This window comes from Paracidovorax valerianellae (genome assembly GCF_900102625.1).
Taxonomy (GTDB): Bacteria; Pseudomonadota; Gammaproteobacteria; order Burkholderiales; family Burkholderiaceae_C; genus Paracidovorax; species Paracidovorax valerianellae.
The window spans coordinates 14,288-40,983 of the sequence record NZ_FMZC01000023.1 but is presented as its reverse complement, the minus strand read 5'-3'; the positions used below and the strand labels follow the sequence as shown (position 1 = coordinate 40,983).

The 26,696-nt window shown below is 63.4% G+C and carries 34 protein-coding genes; 15 read left to right on the top strand and 19 right to left on the bottom strand.

Annotation, left to right across the window (positions count from 1 at the left end; translation table 11 throughout):
• Genes BLT03_RS22330 through BLT03_RS24730 form a run of 3 tightly spaced genes read left to right on the top strand, consistent with a single transcriptional unit; the run spans position 1 to position 1,931 of the window.
• Entirely contained in the window at positions 1-873 is an 873-nt protein-coding gene (locus BLT03_RS22330; protein ID WP_092745977.1) for a phage head morphogenesis protein, read from the top strand.
• A gap of 2 nt (positions 874-875) precedes the next feature.
• A complete protein-coding gene (locus BLT03_RS22325; RefSeq protein WP_092745976.1) occupies positions 876-1,325 on the top strand; it encodes a phage virion morphogenesis protein in 450 nt (149 codons plus the stop codon).
• A 39-nt stretch (positions 1,326-1,364) separates the two neighbouring features.
• Positions 1,365-1,931, top strand: a complete 567-nt coding sequence (locus BLT03_RS24730; protein ID WP_217640197.1) for a Gp49 family protein — start codon at positions 1,365-1,367, stop codon at positions 1,929-1,931.
• 168 nt (positions 1,932-2,099) lie between these two features.
• On the opposite strand, the gene BLT03_RS22315 is transcribed toward BLT03_RS24730, so the two are convergent.
• The 17 genes from BLT03_RS22315 to BLT03_RS22235 all read right to left on the bottom strand — a co-directional run bounded on the left by BLT03_RS22315 (position 2,100) and on the right by BLT03_RS22235 (position 14,569).
• The gene (locus BLT03_RS22315; RefSeq protein ID WP_139160498.1) at positions 2,100-2,330 is read right to left on the bottom strand and encodes a hypothetical protein; all 231 of its coding nucleotides are present in this window, start codon (positions 2,328-2,330) and stop codon (positions 2,100-2,102) included.
• A 14-nt stretch (positions 2,331-2,344) separates the two neighbouring features.
• Complete coding sequence (locus tag BLT03_RS22310) at positions 2,345-3,181, bottom strand: PFL_4703 family integrating conjugative element protein (RefSeq protein WP_092745974.1); 837 nt, start codon at positions 3,179-3,181, stop codon at positions 2,345-2,347.
• A 33-nt stretch (positions 3,182-3,214) separates the two neighbouring features.
• A complete protein-coding gene (locus BLT03_RS22305) occupies positions 3,215-3,697 on the bottom strand; it encodes a TIGR03750 family conjugal transfer protein (protein ID WP_092745973.1) in 483 nt (160 codons plus the stop codon).
• Between the two features lie 18 nt (positions 3,698-3,715).
• Positions 3,716-4,141: a DUF2976 domain-containing protein gene (locus BLT03_RS22300; protein WP_092745972.1), complete on the bottom strand. Its 426-nt coding sequence runs from the start codon at positions 4,139-4,141 to the stop codon at positions 3,716-3,718.
• A 45-nt stretch (positions 4,142-4,186) separates the two neighbouring features.
• A complete protein-coding gene (locus BLT03_RS22295) occupies positions 4,187-4,417 on the bottom strand; it encodes a DUF3262 family protein (RefSeq protein ID WP_092745971.1) in 231 nt (76 codons plus the stop codon).
• Positions 4,418-4,430: 13 nt separating this feature from the next.
• Positions 4,431-4,769: an integrative conjugative element protein, RAQPRD family gene (locus tag BLT03_RS22290; RefSeq protein ID WP_092745999.1), complete on the bottom strand. Its 339-nt coding sequence runs from the start codon at positions 4,767-4,769 to the stop codon at positions 4,431-4,433.
• Between the two features lie 19 nt (positions 4,770-4,788).
• A complete protein-coding gene (locus tag BLT03_RS22285) occupies positions 4,789-5,568 on the bottom strand; it encodes a TIGR03747 family integrating conjugative element membrane protein (protein ID WP_092745970.1) in 780 nt (259 codons plus the stop codon).
• Positions 5,565-7,862, bottom strand: a complete 2,298-nt coding sequence (gene traD / locus BLT03_RS22280) for a type IV conjugative transfer system coupling protein TraD (protein WP_092745969.1) — start codon at positions 7,860-7,862, stop codon at positions 5,565-5,567. Before traD ends, BLT03_RS22285 begins: the two co-directional genes overlap by 4 nt.
• On the bottom strand, positions 7,859-8,377 hold the full coding sequence (locus tag BLT03_RS22275) for a PFL_4695 family integrating conjugative element protein (RefSeq protein WP_092745968.1): 519 nt from the start codon (positions 8,375-8,377) through the stop codon (positions 7,859-7,861). The genes traD and BLT03_RS22275 overlap by 4 nt, the downstream gene beginning before the upstream one ends.
• Positions 8,378-8,402: 25 nt before the next feature.
• A complete protein-coding gene (locus tag BLT03_RS22270; protein ID WP_092745967.1) occupies positions 8,403-9,161 on the bottom strand; it encodes a transglycosylase SLT domain-containing protein in 759 nt (252 codons plus the stop codon).
• Complete coding sequence (locus BLT03_RS22265; RefSeq protein ID WP_245711522.1) at positions 9,161-9,733, bottom strand: hypothetical protein; 573 nt, start codon at positions 9,731-9,733, stop codon at positions 9,161-9,163. The genes BLT03_RS22270 and BLT03_RS22265 overlap by 1 nt, the downstream gene beginning before the upstream one ends.
• Position 9,734: 1 nt before the next feature.
• Positions 9,735-10,754 carry a hypothetical protein gene (locus BLT03_RS22260; RefSeq protein ID WP_092745966.1) on the bottom strand — a complete coding sequence of 340 codons (1,020 nt, stop codon included), beginning with the start codon at positions 10,752-10,754 and terminating at the stop codon, positions 9,735-9,737.
• On the bottom strand, positions 10,738-11,370 hold the full coding sequence (pilL2, locus tag BLT03_RS22255) for a PFGI-1 class ICE element type IV pilus protein PilL2 (protein WP_092745965.1): 633 nt from the start codon (positions 11,368-11,370) through the stop codon (positions 10,738-10,740). Before pilL2 ends, BLT03_RS22260 begins: the two co-directional genes overlap by 17 nt.
• 854 nt (positions 11,371-12,224) lie before the next feature.
• Positions 12,225-12,761, bottom strand: a complete 537-nt coding sequence (locus BLT03_RS22250; RefSeq protein ID WP_217640196.1) for a hypothetical protein — start codon at positions 12,759-12,761, stop codon at positions 12,225-12,227.
• A gap of 437 nt (positions 12,762-13,198) precedes the next feature.
• Positions 13,199-13,465 carry a hypothetical protein gene (locus BLT03_RS22245; protein WP_092745964.1) on the bottom strand — a complete coding sequence of 89 codons (267 nt, stop codon included), beginning with the start codon at positions 13,463-13,465 and terminating at the stop codon, positions 13,199-13,201.
• A 369-nt stretch (positions 13,466-13,834) separates the two neighbouring features.
• Entirely contained in the window at positions 13,835-14,101 is a 267-nt protein-coding gene (locus tag BLT03_RS22240) for a hypothetical protein (protein ID WP_139160496.1), read from the bottom strand.
• Positions 14,102-14,140: 39 nt separating this feature from the next.
• The gene (locus tag BLT03_RS22235) at positions 14,141-14,569 is read right to left on the bottom strand and encodes an XRE family transcriptional regulator (RefSeq protein WP_245711521.1); all 429 of its coding nucleotides are present in this window, start codon (positions 14,567-14,569) and stop codon (positions 14,141-14,143) included.
• 284 nt (positions 14,570-14,853) lie between these two features.
• Between BLT03_RS22235 and BLT03_RS22230 the strand changes: the two genes are divergently transcribed.
• Both BLT03_RS22230 and mobH read left to right on the top strand, forming a co-directional pair.
• Positions 14,854-15,294, top strand: coding sequence for a hypothetical protein (locus BLT03_RS22230; protein WP_139160495.1), 441 nt, complete (start codon positions 14,854-14,856; stop codon positions 15,292-15,294).
• On the top strand, positions 15,291-17,906 hold the full coding sequence (gene mobH, locus BLT03_RS22225; RefSeq protein WP_092745961.1) for a MobH family relaxase: 2,616 nt from the start codon (positions 15,291-15,293) through the stop codon (positions 17,904-17,906). Before BLT03_RS22230 ends, mobH begins: the two co-directional genes overlap by 4 nt.
• 194 nt (positions 17,907-18,100) lie before the next feature.
• On the opposite strand, the gene BLT03_RS24205 is transcribed toward mobH, so the two are convergent.
• A complete protein-coding gene (locus BLT03_RS24205) occupies positions 18,101-18,403 on the bottom strand; it encodes a hypothetical protein (RefSeq protein WP_245711520.1) in 303 nt (100 codons plus the stop codon).
• A 143-nt stretch (positions 18,404-18,546) separates the two neighbouring features.
• Here BLT03_RS24205 and BLT03_RS22220 point away from each other — a divergent pair, with 143 nt between their 5' ends.
• The 9 genes from BLT03_RS22220 (at position 18,547) to BLT03_RS22195 (ending at position 23,619) form a co-directional block, all read left to right on the top strand.
• Positions 18,547-18,852: a single-stranded DNA-binding protein gene (locus tag BLT03_RS22220; protein WP_092745960.1), complete on the top strand. Its 306-nt coding sequence runs from the start codon at positions 18,547-18,549 to the stop codon at positions 18,850-18,852.
• Positions 18,853-18,854: 2 nt separating this feature from the next.
• Positions 18,855-19,058 (top strand): hypothetical protein, encoded by a 204-nt coding sequence (locus tag BLT03_RS22215; RefSeq protein WP_092745959.1) that lies wholly within the window; start codon positions 18,855-18,857, stop codon positions 19,056-19,058.
• Positions 19,058-19,213 carry a hypothetical protein gene (locus BLT03_RS24595; RefSeq protein WP_175537838.1) on the top strand — a complete coding sequence of 52 codons (156 nt, stop codon included), beginning with the start codon at positions 19,058-19,060 and terminating at the stop codon, positions 19,211-19,213. Before BLT03_RS22215 ends, BLT03_RS24595 begins: the two co-directional genes overlap by 1 nt.
• Positions 19,213-20,211: a rolling circle replication-associated protein gene (locus tag BLT03_RS22210; protein WP_245711519.1), complete on the top strand. Its 999-nt coding sequence runs from the start codon at positions 19,213-19,215 to the stop codon at positions 20,209-20,211. Before BLT03_RS24595 ends, BLT03_RS22210 begins: the two co-directional genes overlap by 1 nt.
• A gap of 32 nt (positions 20,212-20,243) precedes the next feature.
• Positions 20,244-20,447: a major capsid protein gene (locus BLT03_RS22205; RefSeq protein WP_092745958.1), complete on the top strand. Its 204-nt coding sequence runs from the start codon at positions 20,244-20,246 to the stop codon at positions 20,445-20,447.
• A 134-nt stretch (positions 20,448-20,581) separates the two neighbouring features.
• Entirely contained in the window at positions 20,582-20,923 is a 342-nt protein-coding gene (locus BLT03_RS24200) for a hypothetical protein (protein WP_139160493.1), read from the top strand.
• Between the two features lie 210 nt (positions 20,924-21,133).
• Positions 21,134-22,306 carry a virulence factor TspB C-terminal domain-related protein gene (locus BLT03_RS24195; RefSeq protein WP_175537837.1) on the top strand — a complete coding sequence of 391 codons (1,173 nt, stop codon included), beginning with the start codon at positions 21,134-21,136 and terminating at the stop codon, positions 22,304-22,306.
• Positions 22,307-22,597 (top strand): DUF2523 domain-containing protein, encoded by a 291-nt coding sequence (locus BLT03_RS22200; RefSeq protein WP_092745957.1) that lies wholly within the window; start codon positions 22,307-22,309, stop codon positions 22,595-22,597.
• 56 nt (positions 22,598-22,653) lie between these two features.
• Positions 22,654-23,619: a zonular occludens toxin domain-containing protein gene (locus BLT03_RS22195; protein ID WP_245711518.1), complete on the top strand. Its 966-nt coding sequence runs from the start codon at positions 22,654-22,656 to the stop codon at positions 23,617-23,619.
• Positions 23,620-23,770: 151 nt separating this feature from the next.
• Here BLT03_RS22195 and BLT03_RS22190 read toward each other — a convergent pair whose 3' ends face one another.
• Positions 23,771-24,121 (bottom strand): hypothetical protein, encoded by a 351-nt coding sequence (locus tag BLT03_RS22190; RefSeq protein ID WP_139160491.1) that lies wholly within the window; start codon positions 24,119-24,121, stop codon positions 23,771-23,773.
• Positions 24,122-25,230: 1,109 nt separating this feature from the next.
• Between BLT03_RS22190 and BLT03_RS22185 the strand changes: the two genes are divergently transcribed.
• A complete protein-coding gene (locus tag BLT03_RS22185; RefSeq protein ID WP_245711517.1) occupies positions 25,231-26,553 on the top strand; it encodes an alpha/beta hydrolase in 1,323 nt (440 codons plus the stop codon).
• Positions 26,554-26,696 lie beyond the last annotated feature (143 nt).

The following is a 26,696-nucleotide window of genomic DNA, read 5'->3' as shown; positions in this document are numbered from 1 at the left end:
ATGTCAGCCGCTACCGATTTCGCCCAACTGCAAAAGCTGTCTCCCCAGGAGGCTGTGTCTTGGCTGGTGGCACGCGGCCAGCTTACCCGCACCTATGCGTGGCAGGACGTGTTCCAGGATGAGCATGGTCACCAGTTCACGGTATCGCGCCTCACGCGGCTGGATCTGCTGCAGGCGCTGCACGATGCCATCGTCAAGTCGGTCCAGGGCGATCTGAGCCGAACCGACTGGATGAAGGATTCTGAGCAGCTCTTGAGGGACGCTGGCTGGTGGGGCGTGAAGGCTGTGACCGACCCGATGGATGGCGATATTAAGCTGACCAAGTTCGATTCGGCCCGCCTGCGTCTGATCTTCGATACCAACACGCGCCAGGCCTACGCGACCGGCCTGTGGCAGCGAGTGGAACGCACCAAACGTACGCACCCCTACGTGCGTTACATCACGCGGCAGGACGAACGCGTGCGCGCCAGCCACCGGGCCTGGGACAACCTGGTGCTGCCAGTGGACGATCCGTTCTGGCGCCAGCACTGGCCGCCCAATGGCTGGCGATGCCGCTGCAGGGTCATGCCCATGAGCCAGCGGGACTACGACAAGGGCTACACGCTGAGCCGCCCCGATGCGGAAACGGATGCCGGCGCCTCGCTGGTGCGCAAGCCCCTGAACAAGCAGGCGCCGGAAGTGGAGCTGCAGGACTACGTTAACCCGCGAACGGGCGAGGTAACCCAGGTGCCATTGGGCGTCGATCCGGGGTTCGCCTACAACCCGGGCCAGGCGCGGCAGCAGGCCCTGCAGCAGCTGGTGGCCAGCAAGCTGCAGGGCGCTGATCCGCGCCTGGCCGATGCCGCGCGGCGCGCGGGTTTCTCGGAGGACTGAGCATGCTGATCGTTTCTGCAGACGACGGTGCATTTGGCAGCGACCTGAGGGCGATCTATCAGCGCTTGGGTGACCTCACGCCGCTGATGCAGAGCATCGGCATGGAGCTCGAGAGCCAGGTGAGCAGCCGATTCGAGACCCGCACCGACCCGCGCGGCCAGGCTTGGGCGCCTTGGGCTCCTTCCACGCAGGCCAGCTACCCGGAAGGCGGCAACCGGCGCCTGCTTGACCGCTATGGCGACATGCTGGGGAGCTTGAGCCATGAAGCGGACGCCAACAGTGTGCGCGTGGGCTTCGGCCAGCCCTATGCAGCTTTCCACGAATGGGGAACAGAGCACATGCCCCGGCGCGGGCTGCTGTTCGCCGATCCCGATTCCGGCACCCTGGGTGAGGACGATGAGGCTGCGGTGCTGGACATCCTGTCTCTCTGGCTGGACGACTTGAGCAAGTAGCCGACGGCAGGCGGCCCGACCTGTCAAACACTGAAAACCATGCCCGACATCAGCAAGCATCCCATCCTCCAACAGATCAGCGATCTGATCTATGCCATCGAGGCCTGCGGTGCCTCGCCCGAGCTGACCCGTGCGGTTTGCCTGGCGGAGCGCCTTTACACGCCTGCCGAGGCGTTGATAGACGCCAGCCAGCCTCAATCCCTGCCGGTGGCTTTGGGTTCCACCGCGGAAACTTCGTTGCCTCCCATGAGCGACGACGAGATCGAGCTCGAGATTCGGTCGGCAGGGGCCGACGTCGCCCCACGCATTGCAGCCGGCAAGATCGACGCGCTGCATGCCTCCCTGGTCGTGCGTTCGCACCACTTCCCGGGCACCACTACGACCGTCGCCGTGGCCGCACTGCCGGATGGCTTCGTGGTGGCCACCGGCCATTCCGCCTGCATCAGCGCCGCCAACTTCAAACGCGACATCGGCGAGCAGATTGCAGCCGACAACGCGCGAGCCGCCGCGCGGTCCAAGCTCTGGGAGCTGGAAGGCTACCTGCTGCGCGACTCGCTGCGTGCGGACGCGGAGTTCATCGGCGGTAGCATGACCATCACCGACTGATCCGGCGAGCGGCCAGCAAAAAGGCGCCGATCGGGCGCCTTTTTTTCTTTCGCTTACCTGTTTCGCCTTGAGAAAGAGATTTGCGAAGATCAATCCCACAACATCCCGGCCGCGGACCACAAAATCCCATTTATCGCGCCTCCCTCTCTTCCTTTATCTCACTCCCGTTCACGAGTCGGCTCCGAATGAGCCAGGCTGCGGATTGGCACCCGATGGAGACAGATCCTGTCCCAGGTCGATGTCGTTCGTGGCCGGTTTGCCGGCTTGCGGCCCCGCGTCGATCATGTCCGGCGGGACGTTGGCCAGGGAGAGTTGGCGGACCTCCTGCGCCTGCGGCAGGCAGGGCAGCATCAAGGCGGCCGCGGCCAGCGCGGAGAGTCGGTAGGTGAAGCGGTGCATGGTGCGGTGAGCAGTCATTGCGAAGGGCTGGACGGAGGAGTGGATGTGTTGGCAGCGGCACCGGCGTGTGCGGACGCCGAGGCGCCCTGGGCCTGCAGGGGAGTGGCTTGGGGACTGTTGGGGTCCACACGCTGGTCGGCCGTGCGCGGTAGGGCAGCAGGCGTGAGGGTGGTGGGCAGCTTGGGCGCGGCCTGGCCGCTGCGCACCGCCTGCACCTCGCTCATCTCCAGGCGCGCCGGACGGTTGGCGCCGTAGCAGTCGATGGCCATGCGCCAGGGATTCTTCTCGCGGTCCACGTCGTAGCGGACGATGCGCAGCGGGTAGCGGATGAACGCATCCTTGACGGGCTGGCCCCGGAAACTCTCCATGAGCTGCATGTCCAGCAGCACGGTCCAGGCATCAGGGCCGTCCGCGACCACGCGCGCGCCGGAGTAACCGAAGCCGGGAATCTCGGTCATCTGCCGCGTGCGCGAGCGCAACTCGCCGCTGTTGTAGCGCGACTGCATGTCCGCTTCGAGCTGGGCCCGGCAGGCCGGCGTCACGAAGGCTTGCAGGGCGAAGATCTGCGAGCCATAGTCCTTGGCGCCATCGGCCTGCCAGCGGTTGACCTGCTGCCAGATGTAGTAGGCGAAGCCATAGACGTTGGTGTCGGGCACGGGCGCGTTGCCGCTCTCCACGTGCACGCTGTCGCCGGCCTTGACGTTGGGCGCCAGGTGCAGGTCCAGGTTCTTGGGCATGGAGTGGGCGTAGTACATGCCCAGGACGCCCATGGCGGCGACGATGAGGATCGCGTGGCGCAGCGTGGCGTTCTGTGCCCGGGCCGAGGCCAGAGCGTCGAGGTAAGGATTCATGGGGATGTCGGTAGGCTCAGTCGAACGGTCGGATCAGGTGCCTTTGCCGGCCCCTGTGCGGCTGGGCGAGTCCTTGGGCACTTCCCTCGGTGGCTGCAAGGGAGAGGCAAGAGAGCCCTCGAAGGAGCGGCCCAGGTCCCACCAGCCCTCGTGCCCGATGAAGCGGCACCGGACCCATCCCCGGCGAGCGGCCCAGAGGTGCAGGTACTGGGTGTAGTAGCCATCGGGCCGGCCGCGCTTGATGCGCGCCAGCCAGGTCGAGGAGAACCACAGCACCGCCATGGGTCCGAAGATCGCGAGCATCAGCATGACCTGCCACAGGCCCGTGAAGGTGGTGACGATGGCGCCCATGAACAGGGATGCAGCGAGTGCCGCGGCTGCGATCACCTTGGCCTCGGTCGTGGTCATCCCGTTGAAGATCGATGGCTCGACGTTCACATGAGCGGTCAGCGGGGCCCCGCGCGAGGGTCCGGAGTGCTGCGGTGCGTCTGCAGAGTTGTCGGGAGTGCGAGGCATTCAGCGCGACTTGCCGGTTCACTTGATGGTTTCCAGCGCGTAGGTCACCATGATCACCATGAACCCACCCAGGACGCCAGCCATGATGAAGTACTCCACCAGGTCGGCTTTCTCGGCTTTTCCCGCGGTGTAGGCGCGCCATTTCGCGATCGAACCGGCAACGACATGGATGAATCCATAGCCCACGATGATGAGGCCCAGAATGATGAGTCCGGCCTTCATCAGGGCCCCCATGTTGCCCAGCCAGTCGCCCTCGGCGACCGTGCCGCCGCCGATGGCCTCGCCGGGCTTGGGCAGGGTGGGCAGCGCCGCCAAGGCAGGAGTGCATATCAGGGCCACGGCAGGAGCGAGCAGTGCACGGGCTGCGCGGTCCCGGGCGATGAAAAGGGTGTTGCGGGCGAGCGCCTGGAGGCGTTGCAGACGGTGGAATCGGGACGATGGCATGTGGATGGGTCCTTCTGTGAAAGTGGGATGAAAAAACGGTCGCGGCTAGACCACGACGTACAAGACGAGCGAGAGCAGCACCATGGCCTTGACGCCGGCGATGGTGGCCTGCATCGCGGTGACGCGCTCGTGGCGGTAGGCATCCATGAGCTGCATCACGATCCAGGCGAAGAAGGTCAGGATCACGGCGCTCACGATCAGCGTGAGCGTGGTCTTGAAGGCCGCGGGATCGGTGCCCGAGCCGGTGCGGAAGGCCTCGCGCATGGTCTGGTTCATGGTGCTGCCCTGATCACTGGCGGTAGTCGCCGCGCAGCGGCGCCACGGGCCGTGGCTGGCGCGGGGTGTCGGTGTGCCGCTCGATGCCCTCGCGCAGCATCTGCAGGTCACTGGCCAGCCAGTCGTAGCGGAACTTGACGCGCTGGCCGTTGGGCGCATCCTGCGCGGCGGTGGCCACCATGGCCTGCACGCGCTCGATCTCGTGCGCGATGCGCGCCAGGTGCTCGCGCTCGGTGTCCTCGTCGCCGGCGTGCGCGGGAGCGGTTGCGGCAGCGCCCGCCGCCATCAGCAGGGCGATCAGCCAGGCGCTGCGGCAGCGTTGGCCAGTTTCGTGGGAGGGCGGGGATTGCATCATTGTTCTCCTGATGAGTTCAGACATATTTCTTGAATGCCGCCACGGTGGTCGAGAGGGTGGCGGCGACTAGGACGGTGAAGACAAGGACCATGTAGGCGGGGTTGAAGCCGCCGAAGGGCCAGGTGAGATAGAGGCCGAAGCCGCCCGTGAGCGACCAGGCGGTGTAGCGCTTGGCGTGGTGATAGACGAAGGAGCTTTCCCGCCCGCCGCCCCAGCGGCGCAGATCGCGGCGCACCAGGCCATCGACGGCCCCCACCAGGCAGGCGAGGACGAAGGCGGGCAGGGCGAAGAGCGCCACCGACATGCGCAGCAGCACGTCCTGGGCGATGTACATCGACACGAGCGCCCACTGCGACAGCAACTTGCCCATGGAGCGGCTGACCCGGCCCACGCCCTTGGGCAGTGGATTGCCGCCGGCCGCAGCGCCGGCTTCGGCCTGCGTGGATTCAGGCGCCGCCTGCGGACCGTTGAAGCGCGCATACCAGCGCAGCACGCCGAGCCGCTCGTAGGGCATCTGCACCCAGTGCACGATCCGCTCGGAGAACGCCACCGTGTCAGGCACCAGGAGGCTGCGCGGTGCCGCGGCGATGTACCCCAGGTCCTGCTCCACCAGCGCGCGCGCATGGCCCACGCCCTCGTCCTTCCACAGCAGGTACATCCCGCCGATCTCGATCAGAATGCCCACGAACCAGGAGAACAGGGCCACAAAGGTGAGGCCGATGCCGACTTCCAGGGCGAGTTCGACCGGGCCCCGGGTGCGGGGACGCACCGGCCCCTTGGATGGTGCCTCGCTCATGATCCGTGCCTCATGATCTGCCCCAGGGCGGTGCTGGTCATCGCGGCTTCGTTCGCAGCGGTTTCTTGTATACCGCCCTCATGGTCATGGGCACCCGCGTCCTCCTGCGACAGGTCGGTGGCGATCAGGTCCGCGGCCGCAGCGCCCAACGGCTGCGCGGCCATCCAGTCGCCCATCCAGTCCGTCTCCTTGGCCCATTGCTCGCTGGTGCGGTAGCGGTTGCGCATGTCGCTGGCCACCTTCTTGAGCGACTCGGGAACGAACGGATCGTTGGTGGAGTCCGCCAGCGGGATGCGAATCTTGAAGCGTCGGTTTCCCTCCAGCAGCGCGAACGCCTGGCCCTGCGGCAGGCTGAGAAGGTCGGCCGCCTCGATCATCGCCACCTTGGTGGTGGTCACGATGTCGTCGTTGCGGGACGTGAAGTCCACGCCCGTGCCCTGCGCCGCCGTGTCGGTGACGCCGGACATGGGCGTGAGGTGCACGACCTCCACTTGCGGCACCTGCTCGGCCAGCAGGTTGGCCGTGGTGACCGAACGCACCCGCAGCATCACCAGGTGATTGAAGTTGTCCAGGATCTGCCCGGCCTTGGCCTTGTCGCCCACGCGCGCCTCGATGTCGAACATCGACTGCGTGTAGGCCGTGATCCGAAAGCCCGACCCGCCCAGCTTGTTGACCATGGGCACGAATTCGGGGCCTGCGATCTCATTGACCTCATCGAAGTGGCAGCACACGGTGGGCAGTTGCAGCTTGCCATCCGGGTGGTGCGGATCAAGCCCGGTCTTGTAGAGCTTGCCGCCCACGCTCACGAGGTCGGCCAGCATGGAATTGCCCACGGCCGAGGACACCACCGAGTCGGACAGGGCATCCAGGCCCACATAGACGATGCCGCCCTGGCGCATCACGGTCATCCAGTCGAAGACCGGCCGTTTGTCGCTGGCATCGAAGTAGTCCGGGGAGATCAGCTTGCCCACGGCGCCGGTGGTGAGCTTTTCGAGGAACGGCCCGAGGCTGGCGATGATCTTCTCGTAGAACGATCGCTCGTAGCTGAACGCGGCGGCCAAGCCTCGCAATACCGTGTCCTCGACCTTGGAGTCTCTGATCCAGAGGAACATCGCCACCAAATCGGGCGTGCGGTCGGCCAGGCTGCGCGGCACGGCCGGCCCACCCTTGGTGCCCACGACCGCTTCGAGGGCGGCGACCCGCTTCTCCCAGTCGGTGTGTTGACCTTGTTGTGCCAGGCGCGTGAAGATCATCCGGGCGTAGTCCATGAACAGCCCGTCGATGCCGGTCACGTCTTTGAGCAGCGTCTCGTAGGTCGGCACGCGCCCGAGCGCCACCTGGGCCTGCGCCACGATGTTGGTGAAGCGCCAGGAGAACTCCTTGAACGCGGCCGAGTTGCCAGAGGACGGCAGGGCATTGGTCGCGCGCGTGGCCACCTCGGTGATGCGCGCGAAATTGCCGATGCCGTTGTATCGCGCGGAAATCTCGGGGTAGCCCAAATGGAACAGGTAGAACTGGTCCAGCCGACCTGCGCGGGCGGCTTCCGCGTACAGACGCAGCATCAATTCCGCGTCACCCTTGGGATCGATCACGATGGTCACGTGGCCGGCGTGGATGTCCTGGGTGGCGAACATCTCCAGCATGCGCGTCTTGCCCACACGCGTGGTGCCCATGACGATCATGTGGCCGGAGCGCGAAGACTGGCGCATCTTGACGGGGCCTTCCTGCAGCGCACCCACGCCGTGCAGGATGGGCGAGCCGCCCAGGTCAGGATAGGAGCGCAGGGGATTGAACCAGGCTTCGCTGGCCAGGGCGCCCGCGAGGGCGCGCACGAGCAAGGTGGGCTCGGAGGGATTCCTGCGCAGCTTCGCCTGCATGTCCTCGTTGAGCTTCGTGCCCCAGCGGCGCATGGCGACCTCTGTGGCGCTGGGCTTCACGAACGGCTCGGCTTCCGTGCGCGTGGCATCCCGCTTGCGCTGGGTGTGCAGTTGCGTCCACTCGAAGCCTTCTCCCAGGTAATACTCATCCTTGCCCACTGGGATCTTGGACGGCGAGATGCGCGTGACCTTGTAATACTTCATGTAGTGCTGGTAGCGCAGGATCTGCAGCGCCTGGCGCAGGCGCTGGTAGCCGAACGCGAAGGCGATCACTGCCGCCACCCAACCCAGCAGGGGCGGCATCATGAGCGCCCACGGCGCGACGACCGCCACCAGGGCCACGCCCCAGGCCATGGCCACGCTCCACAACTCGATGGGCGGGCGCAGCAGCGCCTCCAGGACCGCGTGGTTCTTCATGGCGTGCCTTTCCCGAGATCGTCCTCGGCACCGTCGAAGATGACCTGGCGCGCCCGGCCATCGAGGTCGATGAGGACGGGGTAGATGGCAACGCCGGCCGCCCGCATGCGGGACTCCAGCCATGGACTCTGCGCGGGCGCAACCGGCACACCGGCTGCGGCGCGCTGCAGCGCCTTGAACTCGTCCTCGCTGTCGGCGGCGACGACGATCACCGCGGCACCAAGGCCACGCAGACGGTCCTGGTGCAGTTGCAGCCACTGCAGCGATGCCCAGTCGGTGCCCATCACCACGATGGGTTGGGTCATCCAGCGGGCGTTGAAAACGGCCACTCCCTCGGCGGTCAGAACGCCCTGGCGCAGCTGGGTGCGAAGCGGGAATGCCACGCCCTGCATCACGCCTTCTTGGTCCTCGCCGCCCACGAGCGCGGCCAGGTAGGGAACCACTGGCACGGTGGCATCGCTGCCATGGATCTGTTGCAGTGCAGGCTGGCCGGCGTTCGCAGCAGCAGTCCACATCAGGGCACAAGCCAGGACCAATGAATCAAGCCTGTGCACGCGAGGCCTCCGAAGATGGGCGCGGCACGCTGTGCAGCAGCGCAGACACGGGCACGCCCATGCGCACCAGTCGCTGGAGCACCTGATCGGCATAGCGCGCGCCGCGCGAGAGGGTCTCGTGGGTGTTGTCCGAGCCCGTGTGATAGAGCGCGATGGCGCGGCGCCAGTTGCCGCCCGCCTCGAAATGCCCGCGCAGGATCTGCGCTCCCACGGCGAGGTTGGGATAGGGATCGAGGGCGCGCTCGGGCTGCTGGAGCTTGTCGCCATGCCAGTGCCAGTTGACCTGCATCGCGCCGATGTCGATGTTGGTCACGCGGCGGGCGATGAAGCCCTTGAGTGCGGCCAGCGTCTCGGGGTAGTCGGCGTAGCGCAGTCCCTGTCCACGCACGCACAGCGTCCACGGGTAGGGCAGGGTGCGCTCGCCGAACTTGAGTTTGGATTCCTGCAGGGCGACGCCGAAGAGCAGCCAGGGCGGGACGCCCATGCGCACTGCGGTGACCGCGTAGGCCTTCGGTGGGTGACTCTGCACCATGGATGCGGAGAACATGTCCTGTACTACGGGTTCGATGCGGCGCATCGCAGCGGTCGGCGTGCGCGAGATCTGCACGCCTGTCGGCTCGATCCGCTTCACATCCTCGAGCCGGTAGGGCAACCATGGGCCGTTGGGCTCTGCACACATGACACAAGCGGGCATGCCCGCCAGCAAACCCAGCACCACGGATCGGCGTGGCAGCATCGTCTGCATCAGCGGGCCTTTGCCGCTTTCGGTGCGCTGGCGCCTGGCGCGGTATCGACCACCAGGGAGCGAGGCACATTGAGCACGTCCGCCGTGCCGATGGGCGCGGCCACCTTGGCCTGGCCGCTGAAGTCCATGACAGGCTCATTGGGATACATCCGGGCCATGGCCTCCGTGAAGGCGGCATTCCAGGCGAGCGAGCGCTCCACATCCGCGTGGAAGGTGCGCGCGAACATCTCGGCGTACTTGCGGCGCTCCGCATCGCTGCGGGCGTGGATGCCCAGCGCCTCGACGGGCGAGAGGTTCTCCACGGAGAACGACTTGCGCGGCCCCTGTAGCAGGACCTTGGCGCGCAGCATCTCTTCGGAAGAGAGGCCCCAGATGGAGGCGATGAGCTGGTCGCTCTCGTCCAGCACCGTGCCCGCACGGTCGGCGCCGCCTCGCTGGCTCGTCACCTCCTGCGTGCGCTGCTGCTGGGTCTTTGGCTGCGCGAAGGTGGGCTGACAAACGCTGCCCAGGCTGACCAAGCCACCCAAAGCGATCAGGCAGGCGAGTACCGCCCGCGAGTGCATCCGCTTCATGTCACTGGCCCTCCACGGACAGGTGGACCAGACGGCCCTGGCCCACGTCGAACGTGGCGCGGCGCGGCGCCACGTCAATGGATTTGAGGGTGATGCCGTTGTAGGAGTCGCCCTGTTGCAGCACCCGCACGCGCTGGTCCGCGGTCTCGCCGGTGCCCACGACGATGGAAGGACGCCCGTCCCAGAGATCAACGGACAGCAGTTGGCCAGCGATTTTTGGCTCTTCCGGCTTGACCGCTGCGGCAGGCTTGGCGGCTGGAACGCGAGGCCGGACCTGGGGGCGGGTGGCCGACACGACGGCGTTGGCCGCAGGCGCGGCAGGCACTGCGGGAGCCGCTTGACTTGGCGAGCGCTGCGTCAGCAGCGTTTCGATGCGAGCGAGCTGGGACTCCAGCCGCTCCAGCCGCTGGTCCTGGACGCCGGTGATTGCCACTGTGCCCAGTGAAGCCGCGCCGGGTTCAGGCGTGCGGGTAGCCTTTGGCGCAGCGTCGATCGCGGGCAGTTCCGGGTGTGTCGGCTCCGGCAGGGCCTGGGGCGCAACCGCGCTCGCGGTCGCCACGGAGGGCGATGCCGACTGCGACGGCGCCGCCGTGGGAAGGCTGTCCGCAGGGTTGGAAGCAACCGAAGCCGGATCGGCCTGGGCGGCATCAGCGGTTGCCGAAGGCTCGGCCGGTTGAGCCAGAGCAGCCGGCTCGGGCGCCAGCGTGGCGTCGGAGCGTATCCAGCGGCTGTAGTCCATCCAGGCGATCAGGGCCAGCAGCAGGACCAGGATCAATGTCGTTGCCTTGCCGAATGGCCGGCGCGAGCGCGTACCGGTATCCACAGCCGATGCCGGGTCATCCGCCAGCGGCATCGCGGCGGTGTCGGGGTGCCATGCACGGGCGGCATCCTGACCGTCAATCGGCTGGCCGTCTTGGCGATGCACGTCGTCCTGGTGGTCTAGCAGGAGGTCGATCTCGTGATCCCGGTGGGTCTGCTGGCCAGGTTCTTGCGCCGTGTCGCGCTCAACGTGCTGCTGCATCGCGGGCCTCCTGCGCAGTGGTCGGTGCGGTGTTGCGTGCAGCGTCGAGCGGCGTTCCCGGCAACGACTGAGCATCCCGTTCGGGCACGGGATGCGTGGTGGCGAGCGAAGCCTGGCCGGTGGCAGTGCCGGCCTGCGTCAGTTGCGCATAGGCAGGCGTCACGGTGAACCACAGGCGCCGCTGTACCGGATCGTGGTGCCACTGCCAGGTGGTGCCCAGCAACAGATCCAGGATGTCCTGCACCCGGTAGGGGCCCAGCACGCGCTGCGACTCGGGCAGCGGCAGCGCCAGAAAGCGAGCCGCCTCGGGCGAGAGCGCGGCGACGTCCACCAGCTGCCAGCCCGTGCGTAGGAGCGTATGGCGCACGGCGTCCCCCACGGTCCTCACCTGCTGGCGCGGGAAGGTGATGGTGGCGAAGACGGCGAGCGGGTCGCTGGCGCTCGCCACCGGCGCCGCCTGCTGCGTGCTGTAGCGGCCGATGCGCACCGATCCATCGCCCACGGCCTGCTGCGCCCATGCCGGCATTGCCAGCCAGCCCGTCAGCACCCCCATCGCCGTGCCAATGACCGCAGCCCGTGCCGCTGCACCTGCCGCCCTTGCGTGCGCCTGCCCCATGAATCCACCACCTGTAGAGAAAACGCCCGCAAGCCGAGAGACTGCGGGCCAAAAACGTCACCCATCCGGGAAACGTCGCCAATGGCCGGCAGTGTCTTTTTTGTAGGTGGCGGCCTCAAGCCGAAACCCTCCGCTACGTGGCAGACGGTTTACGCTTGACGAGCATTCCAACTAGTGGTACGCAAGAAAAAAAGCGGAATTCCGTGAAAAAATGTGGGTGAAAGGCGCATGCAGGAGAAAGGCGCCCCCCGAGAGCGGGGGCCTACGGGCAAAGGGTTTCCTACAGGCGCAAGGGGCCTATCCAAAGGGCGTGCGTCCTCCTAAATCGTCGGACGCACGAAAGGGCCTACAGGGACGGGGAAAAGGGCTTTTACGGGAGAGGAGTCATGGGCCGGCGGCGGGGCGCCGGCCCATGATCCCGACAGGCCATGCAGCACCCGAGGCTGCAAGGCCAAAGCCCGGCAGCGCTCGGAGGTCGATGATGAAAGGGGACAACCCTACCGCCGCGACAAATACCAATCTGTATTGGTTGTATGTTGTATTGCAATACAACATACAACAATAAAATGCGCAGCAAGCATTTCTGGAGAGGTAAATCAGCCTATCGGCGGCTGATGGGGCAACGTCCAGTTGATCCAGAGGCAAGCGTTTCCACGCAAGAATGCCGCTCTTCCCCCCGTCAGAACCTGCCCCGGTTCTGGCCAACCAAACTGGCGCAGCGGGCAGAAAAAAGCCCGCACGAGGCGGGCCGAAGGTTGCTGGAGTAGCCTGGGTCAGTGTACAGGCTCCGCGAGCGACATGAAAATCGTCAGATGAGGTCGCAATGTCGAAGTCGTCTGTGACAGCCCACGCACTTAGATCATCTTTTCTCCGTGCAGCACGTCATTCACCCACTGCCGATCCGTCGGCAAGACAAAGCCTTTGGGTTGATAGCCAACCAGTTTGCCCGCGTCCTCCCACTTCTTCATCTTGCTAGTGAACTCTTTGGGATAATCCTTTGCACTGCATGCGATGTTGCTCCACGGATCGCAGACATACACGTCTGCAGGCCAGTTTTTCATGTCTGCAGGCAAGGGGTTTGGTGCGGGGCCAATGATGGCAACGTCATGGGCAACACCTTCGTCATCTCCGCCGAGTTCAAGAATCTGCGCGTTCAGTCCACGCTCTTGCAGGTGATGCATTGCCAGAAGCGCCAGTTCCTGACACTGATGGGCTTCTCCTTCCATAGCGGCCTTGAGTGGATCGGCTTGAGCACGAATTCGTTCGACCTCAAGCGTGGCTCTTTCCTGCCGGACTGCTTCCTCGGGCCCGCCGTCACCGTGCACTTTGTTGCCCGACTTCAGGTTAGGTCTGTAGTAGGTATCCCGCACCAACTTCAGGACATCGGTCACAGCAGCTTTCGCCTCGGATAGGGTCAAGCGCCGCGCCGAAGACAATACAGCCGTCCGTTGCCGTTGGAAGGCTACGGTCTCGGCGTTGGACAGCCCAGATCGACTGCGACTTAGGTCACTCAAATGGCTGCCGGCTTGGCTCGCTGTGCGCTCTTGTGCGCTGCGATCGGTCGTTGCAGACGAATTTCTTGTGGAATCCACATTGGAACCACGCCTGCTAGAACTACCGCTTGATGTCGAAAAGCACAAACCCATGCAACCTCTCCTTGCTTGTTGACTGCCAGTTTTGCAAGAGGCATACCTCACGTCAATGACGGATGCGAAGCAACTACCATCCAGGCGAAGCTGAGGTGCTGTATCTGGCTTTCCTAATCATTACTGCTGAAAGACGTAAAAAAGCCCGCACGAGGCGGGCCGAAGGGGTGGAGTAACTTGATTCAGTGCCAGAGTTTGGTGATCGTGGCAAAGAGGCCCACAGCAGCGAACATGGAGCCAATGCACCATTTGATGATTTCGGCCTGTGCCTGGGCTATCTTGACTTCCAGGGCACCTTTTGCCTCATGCAAGTCTCCTCTGGTCGCCAACTGGGCGGCGTGCAAGGAATAGCGCTTGTCAATTTCCTTGTTGATTGAATCGACGACTGCCCGCGCCTTGTCAGCTGGGACATTGACAGCAGTGAGGGCTTCGTAGATTTCCAGTTCCATGCCGCCAGTTTACTCCCCAACAACTCAAGATCAACGCTCCCGACCTGGAGCAATCTGGATCGTCTCCACGCCCGTTGCTCGCCGAGGCGAGAGCCAATGCACCCACAGTCCCCGCATCCAGGCGATCGCGTTCCTGCTCCTGAATGCGCTGCACGGATGCGAGGGTTTCCACGATGCACTCCGGCCCTCCGAGCAGGCGCTCCAGGGAGCGAGCGTAGGCGGCCTCGGCCGCAATGCGCTCGCTCGCGGAAAGGCTAGGGCAGTCGCGCAGGGCAACGGTGTATCGGGTCTCGATGGCATTCATGGCGCTCCCCAAAAAGCTGTATGAAATACCAGTATATCGACACCGCCTTTCGGCGGCATCACATTTCAAGTCTCGACCAGTGCCGGCGCAAGAATCTTTCGGTCGAGGGGGCTGCCATGCCGCCACTGCATGCCGACGCCTTCCACCCAGGCATCCAGCAGTTCAGGGGTCACGGGTTGGTCGGCGCGCAATTGCGCGGCCACCTCGGCGATGGCTTGCTGGTAGCCACGTCGGTAACTGCCCTCCGATTGCACGTCCGCGGGACCGATGTCGGCCCCAGGACGCATCGCTCCCCCAACCAAGCCCGCCAGATCCAGACGATTCAATCTCATAAGAAACTCCCCTTTTTTTGGTTGATCGAACCCACGCGATCACATAGATCTGCCGACCTCATCCGCACGGGCGATGGCAAGTATCACATCCCGCGCGATGCGACGTGGTGCAGCGGGCAACTTGAGAAACGCCTCGACTACCTGCCGGTCTTCATAACCCATGGGCCGAGAAGGATTGGGCGTTTTCGTCGGCCTGCCTGAAGGGACGGTTGTGCCGTGCATAAGGTCGTGGACAGGCACCCCCAGCCAATCGGATAGCACCTGCAGCTTGGGATAGCTGGGAATGGTCTCTCCCATCAACCAGCGGCGCACGCCATGCAGCGTGATGGGCTTTTCGGCCGGGTGTCGGCTGTTGAACTCGCGCTGTAGCACGGCGGGCTTGGCCGCATAGCCAGCGTTTTCCATCGCCTGTCGCAGTGTTTGAGCGAACTGCTGCTTCATGTCAGGCGATTGTTTCATGGTCTGCATTCATTCCCTTTCTTTCTTGTTTCATCGCGTGCGTAGCAGAACCGGGCCGGCCAAGCAAGCGTAAACCCTCCGCCATGTCGCGAACGGTTCTCGCTAGCGCGCCCAACAGATCGTCTCTACAGTGCCTCGCCATCATGGAAGATGCACTGGACTCTGAATTCTCGCCACCCACTCCTCCGCAGCAACCGCGGCTGAGGGCGCAGCACAGCAACCCCGCACCGAACGCGGGATGGCCACATTCTGGCCGCGATGCACTGGACCACGCTCACGCGGTCTATTCGATCGTGCAGCACCTATCCACGCTGGGCCTGGCCAGCTGGACATCGAGGCTGCTGCAATGGCTGGGCCGCTACGATGGGCTGGAGCGCCACCTGGAGGACTGGCAAGCGCCCAACATCTGCGTGCGTGACGTGTTGCTCAGGCATGTCTGCCGCATCCCCGGTGAAGCTGCCGCAACCCTAGATTTTCGGGTGGCCCACGCCCGCCGGCTTGCCATCGTGCAGGATCTGCTGACACTGGACCTGGTGCGCGTGCGCGCCTGGTGGGGCAATGAACACCGGCCCGAGGCATCCGCTTGCTTTTGGAGTCCGCTGGAGCAGTGCTGGCTGGACTTCATCGAGATGCCTCATGGGGAGCAGGACTGGCTGTGCGTCGATGACAGCCGCCCGGCATCCACGCCATGGCTGGAGTACCTGTCCCGCTACCTGCTGGCACAAGCAGCATGAAGCGATCACTCGAATGGCTTCGCAGCCGATGGGGCAATGCAGGCCGATTGCTTGGCGGGCAGGGCAAGCTCACCCGCGCCTCCCTTCCCGCCACGACGCCTGCCTTGGCCACACCGTCCACGCCGTCCACACCCAACCCACCCACCACGCCGCGGCGCATCGCGGTGGAGGGCTCGGAGCAGGGGTGGCTGCGTCTGTTGCCCGCCGACGAGTTGCTGGCGTGCGTGAACGCGGACAAGGCGATGCAGGACATGTGGCGCCAGTCGCGCCTGGCGCAAAGCGTATGGCAGCGCGATCTATTGCCCGCGATCCACAGCTACGCCGAGATGGTGCAGTTGATGCCGGCGTCCGAGGCCCATCACCACGCGCATGTGGGCGGGCTGCTGGCCCACACCCTGGAAATGCTCCTGGCGGCCATGACCTGGCGCAACGGGCACTTCCTGCCCGAGGGCGCGCCCATCGAGCAGATCGACGCGGAGCGCGACGAGTGGACCTACGTGGTGTTCTTCTCGGCGCTGCTGCACGACATCGCCAAGCCGATGACGGATCTGCGCGTCACGTGGCGCACGCCTGGGGCGACGGAGCGCACCCGGTGGAATCCGATCGGGGGACCGATGACGCGGATTGAGCGGGGCAGGGCGGCGGAATACCTGGTCGAGTTCGCTCCGAAATCCGCAAGAGACTATGGCGCGCATTCGCGCCTGGCGGTGACGCTTCTGGGCCAGATCGCGCCGGCCACGGCGGTAACGTTTCTTGCTCGCCGGCCGCAGACGCTGGAGGCGCTGACCCGCTTCCTCTCGGGCACGAAGGATGGGCTGGTGGCGAGCATCGTCGGCCGCGCCGATCAGGCATCGACCCAGCGAGCTTTGCGGCACGGCAGCCGGGCGCGGTTCACCACCAGCAATGCGATCCCGCTCATCGACCTGCTGATGAATGCGGTGAAGGCCATGCTGCGCGCGGGCACCGCGCTGCCGCTGAACCGCTCGGGCGCGGCGGGCTGGGTGCATGACGGCTCGATGTGGTTCGTGGCCAAGCGCCTGGCCGATGGCGTACGCAACTGGATCAAGGACCATGCCCCCGAGGAAGCTGTGCCGGGCGAGGCCAAGAACGACCGACTGTTCGACACCTGGCAGGAGTATGGCTGCATTGAGGTCAATCCGCACAGCGGCCAGGCGATCTGGTACGTGACGGTGCAGGGTCAGGCCCAGGATGCAGCAAGCAGTACCGACAGTGCAGCAAGCCCGCAGGAAGCTGCCGCAACGCATCAGGACTCGGCTGCAACAGGCTACAGCCACTCGCTGACCATGCTGAGGTTTCCGCTGGCCAAGCTCTACGACGATCCCAGCCAGTACCCGCAAGCGATGGCCGGCCGCATCGAGGTGCGGGAGAAACGCAAGGATGAAGCAGGCGAGGGCGCACCGGAGGATGGGGCAACACAAGCACCGGGCAAGCCGACTCAGGATGCGGCAGATCTCGCGCCAGCGCCCCAACCTGCGGCAACCCACACGCCGGAAGCTGGAGCAAAGCCCAACAAGCCCAAGGCTGCGGCAACTTCGCCAAAGCCCAACGAGAACCAACTCAAGGCCCCCGCGTTCAACCGGCCCAAGCCCAAGCCTGCGGCAGGATCGAACGGCAATGCGCAGGAGACTGCGGCAACTCCTGCAGCTGCTACGCCATCGACTGCACCAGCTGATGCATCAACTGGTGCATCGGTAGCTGCGCCCTCGGCAACCGCCCCGGCCCAGACATTGCCGCAAGCAAGGCCTGCGCAACGCACCGAGCCCACGTTCCCGCCCCTGGACGACGTGATCCGCATCGGGGGCAAGGATGACGGTTTCGATGCCGACGATGGATGGCTGGACCAAGACGATGACGTTCGCGCTGTCACATCCGTGCCAGTGCCGCCTCGCACACCGAGCCCACCATCCAGGCCCCCTGCCGTGCAGCCCAGGACTGCACCAGCTCCAAGTGCCCGGTCGACACCGTCTGCGCCGGCACCAGCGCAGCCCAAGGTCGCAGCGAAGCCGAAGGCGCCCTCGGCAGCGCCGGCGCCGGTGCAGTCGCCAGCTCCAGCAGCGCAAGCGCAAATGCCCGAGACAGGCTTCGTGCGCCCGCTGTTCTCCTCGGCACCTGAAACTTCCGCGCGCACGACGCCCACCCCCGTGGTCATGGCGCCGCACCTGCCCGAGCTGCCTCATGAAGCGGCCGCCCGCAAGGCCGAGCCCAGCGAGGTCGCCATCGCCTTCATGCGCTGGCTGCAAAACGGCTTGGCCAGCCGCGAGATCAAGCACAACGAAACCGGCGCTGCCGTGCATTTCGTGGAAGAAGGCATGGCGCTCGTGTCGCCGCTGATCTTCAAGCTCTACGCCCGCGAAACGGGTCCTGCGACCCAAGCGGATGCCATGGGCCTGCAGGTGCAACGGGAGGTCATCAAGGCCGGCTGGCACCGCATGACCTCGGGCCAGGGCAAGGGCCGCGTGAACATCCTGCGCTACCAGGTCGTGGGCCGAGGCGGCGCCAGCGTCGGGCGGCTCGCTGCGGTCGTTCTGTCCGAACCCGACCGCTGGGTGGTGCCGGTGCCGCCGCCCAACCCGGTACTCAAGCTGGAGTGATCGGGTCAAACCGCAAGAGTAAGTTTGAAGTCAGAAAAGAATTGTCTTGACACAAACACAGCCGTTCAACAATTGACATGGGTAGCTGGATGCACCTACAGTCCACACCGTGCGATTCAGCGGGTGAACGCCGGAAAGTTGTCTAAATGCATCTATCTGTCTGGATATTGATCCCATTTTTTAATATCTGCCGACTAGATACGATGTATAGATTTGTAAATTGATCCGGCGTTATTCGCTATCTTTTCCGTAGCGGAAATCGAGTCTCCGCTGTAGGAAAAAACCAACATCCCCGCCACGCCAGCGGCTAGAGCCTTTCCCAGAATCTCCCTCAGGATCGGTCCCTTCTTGCTTGCTGCGTTCCGTTCGATGATCGAATCGATTACGGCTTGCCGCGCGTCTTCTCCTGCAATGTCGGCTATTTCTGCTGCCAGTTCTGGCGATAGTGGCCGTTTACCTGCTCTCAAATTTGATACGTCTGCTGGGTAGATTCCCATGCGACGTGCTAGAGCCGCGTCCGATCCGCATGCTTTCGACGCTTTGTCAATTAGGGTTTCACCTAGCTTCACGTTAGAACTCCTTCTAATGGACATTTCCGATTGTTAGAACTCTTTCTAACGGTAAATATCGGAGTTAGAAAATGATCAAAGTATCGGTGACATCGACCGACGTCCGCAATCAAAGCGGCAATGCAAAAGTCAGCGGCAAGGCTTACTCGCTGAATTTCCAAACCGTCTACGTGCACACGGTTGACCGCCAAGGCAAGCCAAACCCGTACCCTGAAAAGACTGAAATCATCCTCGAAAAGAACGAGCAGGGCGCTGCATTGTTTTACCAGGTGGGTGACTACATGTTGGCCCCCGAATCCATCTACGTTGATCGCCAGGGCAATCTGGCTATCTCCCCCAAGCTCATCTCCAAGCCAGCCGCCGTTGCCAAGGCTTGACCATGTTGGTCGCCCCTCAACAGGCGCAGCACGCGGCCCGTGTGGTCGCTGTGCATTCCGCACTGCTCTCGCTGCTGCTGGAGCAAACCCCTGAGCTTGCCCCTGATGGCGTTACTGCATCGTTCCACTGGAGCGAAGAGGAGGGCGTTTCGCTCTCGATCACCTATAGCCGCGATGGCTTGGTGGTTGGCGAAGAGGGCATTTGATGAGCGACAAAGCCCGCCGCCTGCTGCAATACCGCTACTGGCTTGACGGCCTCATGGCCCGTCCAGCCCGCTCCGACTGGTATCAGCGTGACCTGTATTTGACCGAAAGCAGCTTGCGCGATCAGGCCGCTTACATCATCGGGCGCGACTGCTGATGTCCGCCGTTGTTGACTTCGCTGAGCTGCATCGCTGCATCGGTGGCAAGACCTCTCGCATGGTTGCTGCCGATGCCGTCTTGCGTGCTCGTTCCGCTGTTGAGTTCGCGGCGCTTGCTGACCGGCAGGAGGCGCGCAGCGCCTCCGGGCTTGTCTCAGATTCAACAACTTGCACAGGGTTGTTTTCTGCAGTTGATTGGGCTCATAACTGCATCACCATCGACCCAAAGAAGACTCGCGTGACGCGGCTGCGCAAAGGCCTCGGTATCGCTGCAAAGCAACTCCATAACCTCGGCCCCCGCAACCAGCAAATCTGGATGCAAACGCTGACCTACGCGGGCACAAATCTCAATTGGCGCCCTGAGCACATCAGCCGCTATCTCGATGCCATGCGCCGCTGGCATTACGCGCGCACCGGCACCAAAACCCTCAGATATGCCTGGGTCGCTGAGCTCCAGCAACGCGGCGTTATCCACTACCACGTCATTTGCTGGCTCGCCGCTGGCCTTACCCCCCCCAAAGGCGATATGCAGTGGTCATCCATCGATCGCAAAGGTGTCAAGCAATGGCATCCCCCCATGTGGCCCCACGGGATGACGCGCCGCGACAGGTCCACTGCACCTGTCGCCTATCTCATGAAGTACGCCAGCAAGGTGGACTCAAAAAACGTAGGGAGCTTTCCTCATGGAGCGCGAATACATGGAACTGGCGGCCTTGACGCTGTTGGACGTTCTATACGCCGTTGGGTTCTTTGGCCTGCTTATGTGCAGGGCAATGCGTCCATCGCTGACCCGTTCAAACCTTCGCCGGGTGGCGGCTACCTCAATGCTCAAACCGGGGAATACCTACCGTCTGAGTTCGCACCAACTGGCGGCGGTTTTACGCGATTTGTGCGCATCCGCACCGTGCCCCGGCAGGTTGATGCAGCAGGGCCTTTTTCTTGGCTCAACCAACACCAAAACACAGCGGCCTCCGGCCCCGCTGCGTACCTTCAATGACTGGCCGGAATAACCATCTGAAAGACTGAAAAATGAACCGCAAGAACCTGCAAACCCTTCGCTATGCCGCCATCGCTGCTGGCACCTCCCTGGCTGTTTCCGCACACGCTGCCATCCCTGAAAACGTCAACACCGCTCTGGGTTCGCTGTCCACCGACGCGTTGACTGTGGCAGGCATCGTCTTGGCCGCCATCGTGGCCGTCTATGCCTTCAAGTTCATCCGCAAGGGCCTGTAACACGCGCAGAAGACCGTGGTACTGATAGCACCAATCCTGGCTGAAATGGGTGTGAACGTCGCGCTCGTTTCCGGGTTGGTGCTGTCAGCCCGTATTGCGCTTTTCGTGCATCACTTCATCAAAAAGGGGCTTTGATGGCCTATCAGGTCAACGGTGCTTGCTACGGCACTGCGCAACAGGCCGCACAAGCATCGGCTTCTCAGCAGGTTGGGGCTGTCGTGTCCCACAGTGGCACTGTCTACGTTATCGACGTAGCAGGCGCTGCTGATGCATCCATCACTTACCGATTTCAACCGGTGGCTGGCGGTGCACCTATGCAGCTTGTCGCGGGCTATACGCCGCAGCCTTGCAACCTTCTGCAAGTGCAGGACGGCTTGGCAATGGGCTGGATGGTCGCGGGTGCATGGATCGGGGCCTTCTCACTGATGTTTCTCGCTCGCATACTGAAAGGTGAAACCAACGATGGCGACTCCTGAATTTTGGGCCGCGTTTGCCGGCGTATTGGGCACTGTATGGATCATCTGCGCACGTTGGTAGCGGCGGCCTTCGCACTCTGTGGGAGTGCCCACGCTGGCTACGCTCAGTTAGCTCCGCCACGCGGGTTTGGCTCTGTCGGTGGTGGCTTTGGCTACGCCGTAGCAGCCAATGACGCAGTTGCAGGGCGCGTTATCACTCAGGCGGGAGCCTTGACGGCAAACGTCGGAGGTCAAGCGGTGAAGATGCCTGTCGCATACCGTCTTGCTGCCAATGCTCCACGTATCGCGGCGGCTGTCGTCTTCGCCAACCCTGCGCTGCGTATCGGTGTCGGCATCGCTGCATGGCTGCTGACTGGAAAACTTGTGTGGGATGCCACTGATGGTGTTTGGCGGCAGGTGTTTGACCCCAACTCCACCGACGGATTGGAATATCAAATGCCTGATGGATCGTGGAGCACCAGCCTTATCGGCACTTGCACTGCTCACTTGGCATTTAGCCGATCAAGCGGTGGTGCTTTCTATCGAGCCGTTGCTGTGTCAGGTCCTGGTCAATGCTCGTATGAATATTCCTTCTCCGAAGGGCCCAACGCTCAATGGGCTAAGTCAACGGTTACGCCTCCAAAGCGCCAAGTGCCTGTCCAGGATGAATGTCAGCCCGGCACCATTCCTATGCTGGGCGGATGCGCGACGCCTGCCATTCCTGCCCCGGAGTTCGACAAGATATTGAATCCAGACAATCAGCCTGCATGGCCCATGCCGTCAACGGTTCCCAAAGAGTTGCCACCTGGAACCGTTCTGCCTGTCGAGCAACCTGTGCCTAATCCCTCTCCCGGTTTGAACCCTTTGCCTCAGCCTTTGTTTGTCCCTTCGGGCAACCCGGTGCCAAACCCAAAATTCGACCCTAGTGCGCCTGTTAGTCCTGCCAATCAGCCCTACATCCAGCCCGGGGTGCGTGTCGTGCCTACCCCAACGCCAAGGCTGCCTTGGCAAGTCGATCTACAGCCTGTAGATCGCCCCGTTGATAGCCCTGACCCTAACCCCGATCCGGTCACTGATCCAGACCCCAAGGACGACGCGCCAAAGGAAGAGACGCCAGACCTGTGTGAGAAGAACCCGGAAATCTTGGCCTGCCAGAAGCTGGGCGACATAACACCCAAAGATTTGCAGAAGAAGACAGTCACTCTTTCAATCAATAGGGAGGATGGTTTTGGGCCATCCAATTCATCCTGTCCAGCACCTAAAGAGTTCGCCGTTTTCGGTAAACCAATGGCTTTCAGGTGGGATTTGCTCTGCGACTTTGCATCACAGATTCGCCCCTTGCTCGTCGGCTTCGCTTATCTGTCTGCTGCTCTGGCCTTCATGGGCCTATCTAGGAGGGATTGAATGGAAGGTATGGCCGAATGGCTTGCAAAGATATCGTGGCCCTTGGTGTCGCGTGTGATGGTCGCCCTTGGCTTTGGCTACACCACCTATGAGGGCGCTGACTCCGCATTGAGCGGAGCCATGAGCGCAGCCAAAGCTGCATTTACCGGCTTTGGTGGTGAAGTGCTCCAACTGCTCGCAATGGCCGGCTTCTTTGAGGCCATGGCTATCACCAGCGGCGGTATCGTTTCCGGGCTCGCCTGGATGGTCATGAAAAAGTTTGCGCTGCAAACTACCGGGTCGGGCAGCTAATGCTTACGCTGATAACAGGCGCTCCAGGCTCCGGAAAGTCCGCTGCTCTCGTCTCCATGCTCGAAGAAGTAGGGAAGGGCAGACAGCTATACGTCAACGGCATCCCCGACCTGAAAATTGACCATCAAGAACTGGCTGAGCCTGAGCGCTGGCCCGAACTGGTTCCCGATGGGTCAGTCATCATCATTGATGAGGTGCAGCGCGTATGGCGTCCACGTGGGCCCGGTCAGAAGGTGCCCGATCACGTCGCCATGCTGGAAACCCACCGGCATCGCGGCCTTGATTTCTACATCATCACTCAAGGCCCAAACCTCGTAGATTCGAACGTCCGAGCCCTGGTCGGCCGACACGTCCATCTTCGAGATCTCGGCATCCTCGGCCGCTGGTGGTACGAATGGCCGGAGTGTGCGGACAACTGCCGTACCGCCTGGAAAAACGCCCCCATCAAAAAGCGCTATCGGCTTCCCAAGCACATTTTTGGCAAGTACAAAAGCGCGTCGATCCACGTTAAGCCAATCCGCTCGGTGCCCTGGATGCTCTCCGTCATGGTTGCTGCCCTCGTGCTCGTCGCGGTCCTGTCCTGGTACGCGTACAAAGCCATCAGTACACGCATGAGCCCGCCTCAGGTTCCTGCACCAGCGACTCTCCCTCAGCCTCTCCCTGGCGCAACAGTCCAGGCCCCGCCGACTCAATCGCAGCAGGCCCCCTCTGCGCCACCTGATGAGCGCGTTGATTTCATCCCTCGGCTGAGCGACAGGCCATGGACCGCCCCCGCATATGACCATCTCCGCAGGGTCGTAGTCATGCCAGTGATCACCGGCGCGATGTGCATCGACGGCCAATGCGTGTGCTTTTCCGGGCAGCGCAAGCTTCTGGACGTCACCAACGATGCCTGCAACCAATGGCGCATTGACCGGCCCTTCAATCCCTACGTGGCCGACGCCGAAAAGCCTTCGGGGCATACACCGTCCGCACAGGCTCAAACTGAGCCTGTTCCTGCCGGCTCCGCAAGCGCAGGCTAGGCCCGGTGCGCCATCGCCGCGTGACCACCTTCCAGGCGACGAAACCCGCCACCACTGCCAGCGTGGAAGTGATCCATGGGTGTGATGCGGCCCATGCCGCCAGCGCATTGAGGTGCATGCGCCAAGTCTATCGATCTGCTTTGCACAGCTCTCAAATACCGCTCCACTTTTCCATCCTCATGTCCACTAGCCTCGCCATGAATGGATTCATGGTCGAGGTGTCGCAGCTAAACGCCAGTCCTAGCGACCTGCACGACTGGCGAACATCTGCGCCCAGCTCGCGCGCCTTCCGTGCCGCTTCGTTTACCCATGCTGGCGTGCGCTTGGCGTCTGGATACCGCACCATGCCCGCCGCCTTGAACGCCCTTGCCCGATCTGCGCGAATTGCCCGCAAAACCCGCGTCGTTGGCCGTGCCAGTGCCCACACCAGCAACCGCCCGAACGGCAACACCAATTGCAAAGCCATTGCCTCTGGATGCTTGCGATAGTTAGCTGCGATCATGGTTCTCTCCTGAATGTGTACCGGGCCCCTAGATTCCGAGCCGGTCAACAGTGGTCTGTTGCCCGTGCAAGCCGCCCTCGCTTGCACCGTTCCCCTGAGTTCTTCGCCGTGCCATTAGCGTTGCCGGGATTGGCTTTCGGAGGGGGGGGGGTTTGTAAATCGCAGATTTATGGATTCCACCCGTAGAAAGACAAAGGGCCGCAGGCCCGGTCCTGGCTTAGCGTTGGCCGAAGAGGCGAAGAACTCTGGGGAATGGTGTGGACGCAATGCCTGACGGGCAACGGACGCCGCGCGGCGAGCGCCCAAAGCGACGTAGTCGCTCTAACTCGGCCGAATGGCCGTGGTCTTGGGTGAGGTCAAAGACCGAGGGCAACGCCCTGCGCAAGGGATCGTTAGTCGCTACCGTGCGAGTGAGACGCACGGGCCTCATCAGGACAACACAATGCGACTGAGCGGCCCCGCAGAACGAGTGCGCATCCCCGCAGGACCAGTGCCGCACTCCGAGGCCGACTGCGCGGCCCCGAGGAATGGCCGCAGAGATGCAAGCGTAGCGCAGCTCGGAGGCCAGACCGACTGCCGTGCTCCGAGGCCGACTGTGCGGCCCCGCTGGACAAGTGAGACGCCCCGCAGGGCAAGTGCCGAACCCCGAGCTTTAGCGGCTGGCGTGGTGGGGTTCGGGTGGCTCAACCGGAGGCCAGAGCCCGGTTTGCTTTAGCAAATGCGCCCATGCATTCCTGCATCTTGCGTTTCATAAGGCGCAACATTGAGTAGATACGATGTATATTATGTAAAATCAATTAGATGGTTGATCGTCGTTTGGTAGAGATGGGAGCTATCCGACAGGAAACACTCCGTCGTCCCAGCATTCAATACCCGCCACGTCACGCAGCCGCCGACGTTCCAATATGGCAGACCAACCGCTACTGCCGACACCCGTCGCCCGCGTGACAAACGAGCGGGAAAACCCGCACAGGGGTAGCGCAAGCCGTGCCTAGACTGGCGCCGCCAATCTTTGATTCCTTCCCGCACGGCTGCCATCGGCGCCGTCAGTGCGTTGCTGCTCTCGGCTTGCGGTGGTGGCGGGGGGCCTAGCGCCAGAGGAAGCCCGTGTGCAAGACACCCGCACCAGTTTTGCCGTGGCCACCGCCAGCCTGCCTTTCGCGGCCATGGACGGCACCACTGTGCAGACCGACCGCTGGAGCGGCACCAATGCCGGCGCGGGCTACCGTGTAGAGGTTCCGAAAAACTGGAACGGCATTTTGGTGATGTACGCCCACGGCTATGCGGGCGAAGGCAATGCGCTGACCGTGTCCAACCCGGCCTTCCGGCGCTACCTGATCGAAAACGGCTATGCCTGGGCGGCATCTAGCTATACCAAGAATTTCTATGACGTGCGCGTGGGTGTGGAGGACACCAATGCGCTGGCCAATGCGTTTGTGGCGATTGCCGCCGCCAACGGACGCGTGCTGGCAGAGCCTGCCCGCACCTATGTCACCGGTATCTCGATGGGCGGCCACATCGCCGCCGCCGCCATCGAGGACGAGGCGCAGCAAACGGCGGTCCACAAGCGGCGCTACCAGGGCGCCCTGCCGATGTGCGCCGTGCTGGGCGATCTGTCGCTGTACAACTACTTCGGTGCCTACCAGTTGGCCGCGCAGAAGCTGGCCGGTGTGCCCGCCATCGCCGCACCCACCACCGACTGGGCCGCTCTCGCCCCGCGCGTGCGCGATGCCATGTTCGGCAGCCAGACATCGTTTGCGTCGGTGACGCCGCAAGGACAGAAGCTCAAAGACATCGTCATGAACCTGGCCGGCGGGCCGCGGCCGATCTTCGATCAGGGCTTTGCCAATGCACCGCTGCAAAACACCGTGTGGGGCACCTTCGGACGCGATGGCACCCTCAACGGCATCCTGAACAAGCAGGGGATCGACACCACCGGTACGGTCTACCGGTTCAACGCCAGCGCGGCAGAGGTGACAGACTTCAACGCCACCATCGTCAAGTGGGTGCCCGCACCGGACGCCAACCGCCTGCGCACCGATGGCCTGCGCTGGGTGCCACGGGTTAATGGCCAGTTCCGCATCCCGGTGGTCACCCTGCATACGCTGGGCGACATGTACGTGCCCTTCCACATGGAGCAGGTCTACCGCGACCGCGTCGAGGCCAACGGCAATGGCCAGTGGCTGGTGCAGCGCGCCGTCCGCGCCCCCAGCCACTGCGATTTCACTGTGGCCGAGCAGTCTGAAGCATTCAAGGCGATGGCCGATTGGGTCGAGAAAGGCACCAAGCCCGCGGGCGACGACGTGAAAACCCCAGCCACTGTCGCCGACGCACGTTATGGCTGCACCTATACCCGCAACGCAGGTGGACGCGACGACAGTGCAGCAACCGTGGCTACCCGCGCAACCTTGCCCGGGTGCAGCGGCAGCTGAGCTGACGTCGACTTGAATGCAGGGCTAAACCCCGTGAGGTGGACCTTCTGGCACCGCCTCATTCCGTCGCCTCTGCCGCTCAACCAGCCCATGCGAGTGGTGCACATGCTCTCTAACGTTTGAATTCACCGGCCGCCAGAGGT